Here is an 11,243-nt window from a genome sequence, read left to right on the forward strand (position 1 = left end):
GTCTGGAAGTATGCCGCGAAGGTCTGATGGTCTATCCCCGCATCATGCAACAGGCGCGCAGCCTGTGTTGATTTCACCATATTCCAAATAAGAACAAAGTATGAACATATGGGTGGGTGTATGGGAATCGATCCGACATATGGGCAGGTGATCCACCTGCCGCATGCGCCCGTTCGTGCGCCGGAACCGCGTGTGGGCCAAGTGGCCTTGCAGGAGGTTCAGGCCGCGTTTGCGGGCGATATCGCCGTGGCGGGTTTTATTCTGGCGGCGCTTCGGCGCAGTGCGCGGCCTGTCCTGTGGGTGCAGGACAGGGTGTCGCGACGCGAGAGGGGGCGCCTCTACCTACCCGGCGGCGGCAAGCGAATGGCCTTTTCCGCGCTGTTGCAGATCGAGGTCAGCCACGCGCGCGATGTACTCTGGGCGATGGAGGAAGGGGCCTCATGTTCCGGTTTGGGGGCCGTGGTGGGAGAGATCGACGGCAATCCCAAAGCGCTCGACTTTACGGCGACCAAGCGTCTGGCCCTGCGGGCGGAGGCGTCCGGCGTGCCGGTCTGGTTGATCCGATCCCACGATGCGGCAGGGTTGAGTGCGGCGCGCGAGCGGTGGCGGATCCGCTCCGCCCCCTCGATGCGGGCGCCGCACGACCCCGGCGCGCCCGGTCCGCCCTGTTGGCAGGTGGAATTGTTCCGGGCGCGTGGACGACCGCCGGGCAAATGGGTGATGCGACATGACTTTGCGCAGGATCGCCTCGATCTGGTTTCCGAAGCTGGCGATGGAGCGGTGGCAGGTGACGATCCGCTGCGACAGGACGTTACCCGCGCATGACGTGCCGGTCGTGCTGTCGCGCGATGGCACGCATGGCGCGGTGGTTCATGCCGTATCGGATGCAGCTTTGTCGCGCGGGATTGCCCCGGGCATGCGCATCGTGGACGTACAGGCGATCCATCCGGATCTGCATGTGGAGCCTGCGGATATGGCTGGCGATCTGGCCCTGCTCGATCGGTTGGTGTTCTGGTCGCGCCGCTGGGGACCGTGGAGCGCGCGCGACGGCGAGGATGGCCTGTTCGTGGATGTCGCGGGTATCGCGCATCTGTTCGGTGGGGAGCCGCAGCTGCTGGATGACATCACAGCGCGTTTCGCCATGCAGGGCCTTACCGTACAGGCCGCTATAGCCTCCACACCGATGGCTGCGCAGATGTTGGCGCGCTTCGGTCAGGTTCGCATCGTGGGCGAGGATCCGGCCCCCAGCCTCGCCACCCTCAGTGTGCGAGCGTTACGTGTCGGAGCCGAGACGGAGCGGCTTCTGGATCGTTTGGGGCTCAAGACCATCGGCGCGCTTGACGGCGTCCCGCGCCTGTCCCTGATGCGGCGGTTTTCAGGGGTTCCGGCTGAGCGTAATCCGCTGATCCTGCTGGACCGCGCCCTGGGCAAACAGCCCGATCCGCTCGACGCGCCTGCGGATCACGTACACTGGATCGTGCGAACGCGATTGCCCGAACCCGTGATGGATCCGACCGCATATCTGCCGGAATTGGCAGAGGAGCTTTGCACCGACTTGGCAGGAACGGGTCTGGGTGCGCGGGCGTTGCGGTTGACCATCTACCGCGTGGACGGGGACGCGCGGCGCGTCGATGTGGCCTTCGCACGGGTCAGCCGCGATCCGGCCCACATGCTGCGTCTGCTTGGCGGCAAGCTCGACGGGATCGATCCCGGTTTCGGTTTCGACCTGATCGCGCTAGAGGCGCTGCGCACCGACCCACTGGATGAGGTGCAGGAAGGTCTGGACGGTGCGCGGGATGCGGATGCGGACGTGGCCGGATTGCTCGACCGGTTAACCGCGCGGCTGGGTCCGCGCGCGGTGTCGTGGTCGCAGTGGTCGGAAAGCCATGTGCCGGAACGGATGGAGGCGCGCGTTCCCGCCCTGGACCATGTGCCGGGCGCGATACCGCAGATCGCCGCCGAACGCCCGATCCGCCTGCTCGACACACCCGAGGAGGTGCGCGTGCTCTATGCCGTCCCCGAGGGGCCACCGGCGCAGTTCGTCTGGCGGCGCGTCACCCTGCGCACCGCCCGCCATGCCGGGCCGGAACGGATCGCGCCGGAATGGTGGCGCGACAAGCCCGGTTCGCGTCTACGCGATTACTACAAGGTGGAGGTCGAGGATGGCCGCCGCTTCTGGCTCTACCGACAAGGCGTGCTCGGTGATGGGAGGGGGGAGGAACCGCGCTGGTTCGTCCACGGGTTCTTCGCATGAAGGGGCCTCCGGCGGGGATATTTCGGGACAGAAGAGATTGTAGAGGAGGCCGCTGATGCCGCAGCAGGAAGGACATAAGCGTATTGTGCTTGATACGCAGATCGGCTTCACCCCCAATCCGCGAAGTGCATATGTCGAGTTGGGGCTGGCCAGTTGCTTCTCGTTCCTGCACGCGGCCTCCACCGCCAGTGAGCTGTGCGCAACGGCGAACCACCTTGGCTATGATGCGATGGGGATCGCGGACCGTAATACGCTGGCCGGTGTCGTGCGGATGCATACCGAGGCTAAGACCGCCTGCATCCGGCCCTTGATCGGCGTGCGGCTGGTGTTGCTGTGCGGTGCGGAATTCCTCGCCTATCCGTGTGACCGCGCCGCCTACGCGCGTCTGTCCACGCTGCTGTCGCGCGGCAAGATGGCCACGGCGGATGGCGACTGGCAGGCCAAGGGCGAGACGCATCTGACGTTGGATATGCTGGCCGAGCATGCCGAAGGGTTGCACCTGATCGCAATGCCCGGAGAGGACCTGGACCGGTTCGAGGCGGAACTGCCCCGACTGCGCGCGGCTCTGACGGGGATGCGCCATATCGGGGCGAGTTTCCTGTATCGTGGTGACGACGTGGCGCGGATCAACCGGCTCGACATCATGGCGCGCGGGTCGGGGCTGGGCATTCTGGCAACGAATGACGTGCTCTACCACGCGCCCGACAGGCGGCCGATCCAGGATGTGATGGTCTGTATCCGCGAGGGCGTTACGATCCGGCAGGCAGGCTTTCGCCTGCTTGCCAACGGGGAGCGGTACCTCAAATCCCCGACCGAGATGTGCCGCCTGTTCGGGCGCTGGCCCCATGCTATCGCCGCGACGCGCAAGGTTGCGGATGACATAACCTTCACCCTCGACGATCTGCGCTACGAATACCCGCATGAGATCATTCCGAAGGGCTGCACCGCACAGGAGGAACTGGAGCGGCTGACTTGGCAGGGCGCCGCAAGGCGTTACCCCGATGGCGTGCCGGAAAAGGTGCGCACGGTTTTGGCAAAGGAATTCGGCTTGATCGCGGCCAAGGACATCGCCCGCTATTTCCTGACCATCCGCGACATCGTCCGTTTCGCGCGGGAGGAGGCCACGCCCCCGATCCTATGCCAAGGGCGCGGGTCCGCCGCCAATTCCGCTGTGTGCTACTGTCTCGGCATCACCTCCGTCGATCCGACCGAGCATGATTTGCTGTTCGAACGCTTCCTGAGCGAAGCCCGCGACGAGCCGCCCGATATCGACGTGGACTTCGAGCATGAGCGGCGCGAGGAGGTCATCCAGTACATGTACGCCAAATATGGACGGGAGCGGGCGGGCCTCTGCGCCACCGTCATCCACTATCGCCCCCGTTCCGCCATTCGCGAAGTGGGCAAGGCGATGGGCCTGTCCGAGGATATAACCTCGAAGTTGGCAAGCACGGTCTGGGGCAGCTTCGAGGGGGATGTGGACGATGCGCGCGCCAAGGAGGCCGGACTGGACCTCAGTGATCCCTATCTGCGCATGGTCCTCAAACTGGCGCGGCAGATGATCGGAATGCCACGACACCTGTCGCAGCATGTCGGCGGCTTCATCCTGACCGAGCGCCCCCTGACGGAGATGGTGCCCATCGGCAATGGCGCGATGCCCGAGCGCAGCTTCATCGAGTGGGACAAGGATGACATCGAGGCGTTGCGCATCTTCAAGGTCGATATTCTGGCGTTGGGGATGCTCACCTGTATCGCCAAGGGCTTCGATCTGATCGAGGCGCATTACGGTCCGCGCTACGATCTGGCCACCGTGCCGATCGAGGATCGAGAGCCGGACGACCGGCGCCCGACCTATGATATGCTGTGTCGCGGTGACAGCCTCGGCGTGTTCCAAGTGGAAAGCCGCGCGCAAATGGCGATGCTGCCCAAGCTGCGACCGCGTGTATTTTACGATTTGGTTATCGAAGTTGCCATCGTGCGCCCAGGCCCCATACAGGGCGACATGGTGCATCCCTATCTACGCCGTCGCCAACGGCTGGAGCCTGTCGTCTATCCCGCGCCGGGACCGGAGCATCCGCAGGACGAATTGATCCGCATCCTTGGCCGCACGCTGGGCGTCCCGATCTTTCAGGAACAGGCGATGAAAATCGCGATGGACGCGGCCCAGTTTTCAGCCAAGGAAAGTGACGAGTTGCGCAAGGCGATGGCGACCTTTCGATCCCGCGGCACGATCGAGAAGTTGCAGGAGAAGATGGTCGGGCGCATGACGGCACGCGGCTACGATCCGGACTTTGCGCAACGCTGCTTCGATCAGATCAAGGGCTTCGGCGAATACGGCTTTCCCGAAAGCCACGCCGCCAGCTTTGCCAAACTGGTCTATGTGTCGTCTTGGATGAAGTGCCATTATCCCGCAGCCTTTGCCTGCGCGCTGCTGAACTCACAACCGATGGGTTTCTACGCGCCCGCTCAGATCGTGCGCGACGCCTGCGATCACGGCGTGGAGGTCCGCGCGGCGGACGTGAATTATTCCGATTGGGATTGCACTCTGGAGCCATGCGCGGGCGGCTTCGCGCTGCGCCTCGGCCTGCGCCAGATCGACGGATTGCAGTGTGAAGCAGGCCTGCGCATCATGGTCGCGCGCGATGGACCGTTTACGGATGTGGAGGGGCTGAAGGAACGCGCGCGCCTCGACGTGGGAAGTCTGCGCCGTCTCGCCGCCGCTGATGCCATGCGATCCATGGGTCTCGATCGCAGGCAGGCGCTCTGGCAAGTTCAGGCCCTGCGCGATGCGCCATCCCTGCCGATCTTCGAACATGTCGAGGCCGCGACCATCGGGGAGGAGCCGGAGGTCGCACTCCCCGCCATGCGCCGCGCGGAACACGTCGTGGCCGACTACCAGACCCTGCGCCTGTCGCTGAAGGCCCACCCGATGAGCTTCTACCGCGCCAGCCTGACCAAGCAGGGCTTCACCCGTTCCGTTCATCTGCCCCGTATAAGGCACGGCGCGAAGGTCTCCCACGCCGGGCTGGTGCTGGTCCGTCAAAAGCCAGGCAGCGCCAAGGGCGTGTGCTTCATCACGCTGGAGGATGAAACCGGCGTCGCCAATCTGGTGATCTGGCCAAAGATGTTCGAGACCTACCGCCCCACCATCATGTCCGCGCGCCTGCTGGTCGTGCAGGGCCGCGTCCAGACCGATGGCCGCGTCATCCACATCGTGGCCGATTATCTGAAGGACCGCTCCGACCGGCTCGAAAGCCTCTCCCAGGACGACATGCCCGGCATCACCACACGCGGCGACCACCCAACCAACCCGCTGCCCGGACAAGTCGGCATCCGCGCCCATCCGCGCAACGTGCGTGTCATTCCCAAATCGCGCGATTTCCATTGAAGCGGTGGCCATACTCACGACGGTTGAGCGCCGATTTGGTACCGCCCGCTTTCCGCAACCGGGCTATCCTGACCCTTCTGTATCCCTGATCTGTTATTGATACCCCATCACCGGCCTTGGCGAAGATCGGTGATGGGGCGGTGTATGGCGTCCGAGCCTTGTGGCCCGACCACGTTTGCTAGCGAGCCAGCATCGTCTCTCTTTATAATCTCGAACAGTTGCATGCGGCCAATTTGGACCACGGATCAGAAGGAAGAAAACATGGATACCGTAACACACCGGCCGTTTATTGGCATAGACGTCAGCCGCGATTGGCTGGACATTCATTGTTTGCCAAGTGGGCAACGACAGCGCCTGCGCAACACTGGAGACGGCCACGCGCAGCTTGTCGATCTGTCGGCTTCGCACGAAGCGCTTGTGGGGTTGAGGCGACTGGTGGCCACGAATGGCGCTTGTGGTCTGCTCTCGATGCGGCAGCAATCGCGACGCGGCAATTGCCGCCAGCGCAAATCAAAGCCTTTGCAGCGAGCCGGGGCACGCGGGCCAAGACGGGTCGGATCGACGCAGAACTCATTGCACGGTTCATGGCGTTCAGACCAGATCCAGGGCGACCCCTTCCACATTGGGTCTCGCGGCATCTTCGAGACAACGCCTCACCGCAAGGCGTTCCCGGTCGGTCGACAGGTCCAGGGAAAGACATGTGTCAGGTCGGTCGCTGTTTGGGGCAGACCAAACCGGAAAGCCAAGCGGCACCAACCCAGTGACGATCAGTGTTTGAGCCGAACCACCCGAGAACTGGTGACCGATCGACAAGTCCGGATGGTTTCGTTCGATCATGACGCGCCTCACTTCCCGCCCCAGGGCTTGAGCTTTCTTTCCAAAAAAGAGTTGGCCACCGCCAGCTCTCCGATCTTGGCATGCAGATCCCGAACCTGATCCTCGTCAATGACAGGCACTTTGCGGCTGCCGCGTTCGAAGACACCGGACGCGCCATCCAGCAGCGCAAGTTTCCATTGGTTGATCGCCTCTCGGTGTTTGCATGTAAACACCTGCCGGTTATAGATGCACGCCGAACCGGCTCGCCAGCTCCGACACGGTCACCTCGCCTTTCAGCGCCACCTTCGCCTCGAACTCCGAGGCATGCTGCTTCGTTCCGACATCTTCGATCTCCTTCGTGGTGAAGATCAACAGACAGCAAAAGAACTTACGTCAGTGTCCGAATTTCGGGGGGGGTAGCTCAATCAATGAGTCCTGAGCCTGAGCACCATCTTAGGCGTATAATCAAGTACACCCCTGACGGATAAGGTGTACCTGTCTACTAATTTGCGCCCCGAAATTGTCTTTATTGAACGTTTGAATGTCTCGGATCTTTGAGGCACAAAAGAAGCCGAGGGCCGTGCGGTTCAGGCCGCGATCAGACCCATCGCTTCGAGCTTGAGCAGGATCTGGTGGGCGCAGTAATCCACGTCCAGACCTTCGGTATCTACCACCAGCTCAGCGTGATCCGGTGCCTCGTAAGGGTCGGAGATGCCGGTGAATTCCTTGATCTTGCCCTCACGCGCCAGCTTGTACAGGCCCTTGCGGTCCCGGCGCTCGCATTCCTCCAGTGAGGTGGCGACGTGCACCTCGACAAAGGCGCCGAAGGCTTCGATGTCTTCACGCACGGCGCGGCGGGTCGCGGTGTAGGGCGCGATGGGAGCGCAGATCGCGATGCCGCCGTTCTTGGTGATCTCGGACGCGACATAACCGATGCGTCGGATGTTGAGGTCGCGGTGCTCCTTGGAAAAGCCCAGCTCCGACGACAGGTTCTTGCGCACCAGATCGCCGTCCAGCAGCGTCACGGGGCGGCCGCCCATCTCCATCAGCTTGACCAGCAAGGCGTTGGCGATAGTGGATTTGCCCGAGCCGCTGAGACCCGTCAGGAACACGGTGAAGCCCTGCTTGGATCGTGCGGGCTTGGTGCGGCGCAATTCCTCGACCACTTCGGGGAAGGAGAACCATTCGGGGATCTCCAGCCCTTCCTGAAGGCGGCGGCGCAGTTCGGTGCCGGAGATGTTGAGCACGGAGGCGCCCTCGGGCACCTCGTTCACGGGCATGTATTCGGCGCGATCCTCGACCCAGACCATGTGTTTGAAATCGACCATCTCGATGCCGATTTCCTCCTGATGCTGCTGGAACAGATCCTGCGCGTCATAGGGACCGTAGAAATCCTCACCGGCGGAGTTCTTGCCCGGGCCTGCATGGTCGCGCCCGACGATGAAGTGGGTGCAGCCGTGGTTCTTGCGGATCAGGCCGTGCCAGACGGCTTCGCGTGGGCCGGCCATGCGCATCGCCAGATTGAGCAGGCTGAGCGCGGTGGTGGCCTGAGGATACTTGTCCAGAACCGCCTCGTAGCAGCGCACGCGGGTGAAGTGGTCGATGTCGCCCGGCTTGGTCAGGCCGACAATGGGATGGATCAGCAGGTTGGCCTGCGCTTCCTTGGCGGCGCGGAAGGTCAGTTCCTGATGCGCGCGGTGCAGCGGGTTGCGGGTCTGGAACGCCACGATGCGCCGCCAGCCCATCTTGCGGAAATAGGCCCGCAGTTCGTTGGGCGTGTCGCGGCGACCGCGATAATCGTAATGCACCGGCTGCTGGATGCCGGTAATCGGTCCGCCCAGATAGACAGGGCCGGCATGGTTGTGCAGGTAGTTGACCGCCGGATGCGCGCTGTCATCGGCGCCGAAGACCTTCTCCGCCTCACGCGATTTGTTCGGGGTCCACTTGTCGGTGACGCTCAGGATGGCGAGGATCACACCCTCGGCATCGCGCAGCGCGATGTCCTGGCCTTCCTCGATGGTGCCCGCGAACTTTTCGGAGATATCCAGCGTGATCGGCATCGGCCACAGCGAACCGTCGGCCAGACGCATGTTTTCCACCACACCGTCATAGTCTTCCTCGGTCAGGAAGCCCTTGAGAGGGTTGAACCCGCCATTCATCAGAAGTTCCAGATCACAGACCTGGCGCGGCGTCAGATCCCAAGAGGGCAGGTCGCCCGCTTCGACGCGCAGCTTTGCCGCGCTGTCATTGGAAACATAAAGTTCTGGAATCGGAGCGTGTGGTTGCGGCTGCATCGGGGCCCTCGCACTGTGATATACGGTAAATCTCGCGGCTATTTGCAGCTAATCCCCAAAAAACGCAATAGTCGCGAATTAAAACCAGCTATGCGTAAAAGTTCCGGCGGGACAGCTTTCCGGATTGTGGCGATGGATGGAAAAAATCATCTCTGTTACATGCGCAGGAGAGATTACTGACCCTCATAAATTCACGATACGGTGTCATATATCAATCGACCTGCTTCCTCTTTTACGAATTATCGGGATAAAAGAGTGCCACCGTCTGCCCGGAGCTTTGCATGAACCATCCCCAGTCGCTCACCTGTTTCAAGGCCTATGATGTGCGCGGTCGTCTAGGCGACACATTGGATGCGGATATTGCCCGCGCCATCGGGCGGGGATTTGCCGCCGCGCGGACCCCGAAATCCGTGGTGATCGGACGGGATGCCCGCGAAAGCTCGGCCGAATTGGCACAGGCCCTGGCCGAAGGGTTGATCGCGGGCGGTGTCGATGTGCTCGATATCGGGCTGTGCGGCACCGAGGAGGTGTATTTCGCCACCGATCATCTGGGTGCGGATGGCGGGCTGTGCGTTACGGCCTCGCACAACCCTATTGATTACAATGGAATCAAGCTGGTTCAGACAGGCGCGCGCCCGCTGATCCCTGCGGAACTGGATGCGGTGCGTGAGGCATCGGAAATCCCGCATCCCGATGTCGAAGCCCCCGGCACGCTGCGCACGGTCGATCCGCGTGCCGCATATGTGCAGCGTGTGGTGAGCTTTGTTGAGCCAAAGGCGCTGGCCCCGCTCAAGGTTCTGGTCAATGCGGGCAATGGCGCGGCGGGCCCGACGCTGGACGCGATTATCGAGGCGCTGACCACGGCCGGCGCGCCGATCGAGTGGGTGCGCATGCATCACGAGCCGGATCATACCTTTCCCAACGGCATCCCGAATCCGCTGCTGGAGGAAAACCAGCCCGTGACCAGCGAGGCCGTTCTGGCCAATGGCTGCGATCTGGCACTGGCATGGGACGGGGATTTCGACCGCTGCTTCTTCTTCGACGGGGATGGCCGCTTTGTGCCGGGTGAATACATGGTCGGCCTGCTGGCCGCCGCCTTTCTGGAGCGGAACCCCGGATCGAAGGTCGTGCATGATCCGCGCGTGACGTGGAACACCATCGACCTTGTCACCGCATCGGGCGGGCAGCCGGTGCAGGCGCGCACCGGCCATGCCTTTTTAAAGGCGGTGATGCGCGAACATGATGCGGTTTATGGCGGTGAGATGTCGGCCCATCATTACTTCCGCGACTTCATGTATTGCGACAGCGGCATGATCCCCGCGCTGCTGGTCATTGCGCATATGTCAGCCACGGGGCGCAGCCTGGCCGATCTGGTCGCGGCGCGGCGTGCGGCGTTCCCATCCTCGGGCGAGATCAATTTCAAGGTGGACGATGCCGATGCGGCCACTGCGCGGGTATTGGGGGTTTTTGCCGGCGCCGAGGAACGGCGGGACGAGATGGACGGGATCAGCCTCGAATTTCCGCAATGGCGCTTCAACCTGCGTCGGTCCAACACCGAACCATTGTTGCGGCTGAATGTGGAAACGCGCGGCGATGCTGAATTGCTGGCCGCGCGCGTTGCTGAGTTGGAAGCGCTGATCCGGGGCTGACCCGGACCAGTAACACCGGCTCTTATTCCGCGACAGAAATGCCGATGAACGAGATATCCAGAACCTGCCCCGTGTTCATCGGGTCAGGCAGGAAGCCGAGGTAATCATTGTTCCCATTCACCATTTCCGAAACATCGTAACGCATTTCCAGACGTTCGTAGTTGGTGCCCAGTTCAAAACGCTGCCAGCGGCTATTGCCGACTTCGTTTGTGGAATAGGCCATGGCGATCTCGCCCGGCGTGCTGAGCCGTGCGAGGATCTCGACCACGACTTCCTGACCGCTGACGGCTTGCTCCAGCTCGGTCGGGATGACCAGCGAGATGCCCGGTGCGCCCGAAGGGGTCGCCTGGTCAGCATTGCCTGACAGCAATGCCGGCCCGCCGGGGATTTGCTGATCGACATTGAACCCGTCCGGCGCGGTGAAGATTTCTTCCTCCAGCGTACTGAAATCGAAAACGGCATCCAGTGTTGCGGTTTGCGCCGGTGCAGGCTCCATAACGGGGTCGGGGGTGGGGGCGGGCTCTGTCTGGCCGGGCAGGGTCAGCACCATGCCGGGTGTCAGGAGGTTGCAATCTCCGCGGAGCAGGTCGCTGTTTGCGGCGCACAACTCGGACCATGCGGTCCCATCGCCCAATTGCGTTCGTGCAATTGAATAGAGCGAATCGCCTGACTGTACAGTAACAGTTTGGCCCATTGCGGCCTGTGCCATCAGCACCGAACCGGCAAGATAACTCGACATAAGATAGAAGCGCATACTGGGGTCCTCTCGTATTACAAGTTTTCTGTCTATCGTCTGTTCGCTGTACTGCAAGCAGATTGGCGCCACAGGGCGTCACACCCCTGCA

At 62.5% G+C, this 11,243-nt stretch carries 9 protein-coding genes and 1 pseudogene; 5 read left to right on the plus strand and 5 right to left on the minus strand.

The genetic code is table 11. The annotated features are described in order from the left end of the window. Positions 1 to 120: 120 nt before the first annotated feature. From G8E03_RS15740 to G8E03_RS17725, 4 genes and pseudogenes are all read left to right on the plus strand, one after another. Positions 121 to 825: an ImuA family protein gene (locus tag G8E03_RS15740; protein ID WP_240910495.1), complete on the plus strand. Its 705-nt coding sequence runs from the start codon at positions 121 to 123 to the stop codon at positions 823 to 825. Continuing rightward, the gene (locus G8E03_RS15745) at positions 728 to 2,254 is read left to right on the plus strand and encodes a Y-family DNA polymerase (protein WP_166194799.1); all 1,527 of its coding nucleotides are present in this window, start codon (positions 728 to 730) and stop codon (positions 2,252 to 2,254) included. The genes G8E03_RS15740 and G8E03_RS15745 overlap by 98 nt, the downstream gene beginning before the upstream one ends. Positions 2,255 to 2,309: 55 nt before the next feature. Further along, positions 2,310 to 5,639: an error-prone DNA polymerase gene (locus G8E03_RS15750; protein ID WP_166194802.1), complete on the plus strand. Its 3,330-nt coding sequence runs from the start codon at positions 2,310 to 2,312 to the stop codon at positions 5,637 to 5,639. Positions 5,640 to 6,091: 452 nt separating this feature from the next. Beyond that, positions 6,092 to 6,196 (plus strand): annotated as a pseudogene (locus tag G8E03_RS17725) (hypothetical protein); the annotation flags it as partial. A 34-nt stretch (positions 6,197 to 6,230) separates the two neighbouring features. Here G8E03_RS17725 and G8E03_RS17525 read toward each other — a convergent pair. The 4 genes from G8E03_RS17525 to G8E03_RS15765 form a co-directional block, all read right to left on the minus strand. Then, on the minus strand, positions 6,231 to 6,476 hold the full coding sequence (locus tag G8E03_RS17525; RefSeq protein ID WP_240910496.1) for a hypothetical protein: 246 nt from the start codon (positions 6,474 to 6,476) through the stop codon (positions 6,231 to 6,233). An 8-nt stretch (positions 6,477 to 6,484) separates the two neighbouring features. Continuing rightward, positions 6,485 to 6,688 (minus strand): hypothetical protein, encoded by a 204-nt coding sequence (locus tag G8E03_RS15760; RefSeq protein ID WP_166194642.1) that lies wholly within the window; start codon positions 6,686 to 6,688, stop codon positions 6,485 to 6,487. Positions 6,689 to 6,695: 7 nt separating this feature from the next. Beyond that, entirely contained in the window at positions 6,696 to 6,827 is a 132-nt protein-coding gene (locus G8E03_RS17620) for a hypothetical protein (RefSeq protein WP_283810369.1), read from the minus strand. A gap of 215 nt (positions 6,828 to 7,042) precedes the next feature. After that, positions 7,043 to 8,749, minus strand: a complete 1,707-nt coding sequence (locus tag G8E03_RS15765; protein WP_166194808.1) for a bifunctional sulfate adenylyltransferase/adenylylsulfate kinase — start codon at positions 8,747 to 8,749, stop codon at positions 7,043 to 7,045. Between the two features lie 281 nt (positions 8,750 to 9,030). Between G8E03_RS15765 and G8E03_RS15770 the strand changes: the two genes are divergently transcribed. Then, the gene (locus tag G8E03_RS15770) at positions 9,031 to 10,398 is read left to right on the plus strand and encodes a phosphohexomutase domain-containing protein (RefSeq protein WP_166194811.1); all 1,368 of its coding nucleotides are present in this window, start codon (positions 9,031 to 9,033) and stop codon (positions 10,396 to 10,398) included. 22 nt (positions 10,399 to 10,420) lie between these two features. On the opposite strand, the gene G8E03_RS15775 is transcribed toward G8E03_RS15770, so the two are convergent. Next, positions 10,421 to 11,152: a LysM peptidoglycan-binding domain-containing protein gene (locus G8E03_RS15775; protein WP_166194814.1), complete on the minus strand. Its 732-nt coding sequence runs from the start codon at positions 11,150 to 11,152 to the stop codon at positions 10,421 to 10,423. Positions 11,153 to 11,243 lie beyond the last annotated feature (91 nt).

This window comes from Pontivivens nitratireducens (genome assembly GCF_011290545.1).
Classification (GTDB): Bacteria; Pseudomonadota; Alphaproteobacteria; order Rhodobacterales; family Rhodobacteraceae; genus Pontivivens; species Pontivivens nitratireducens.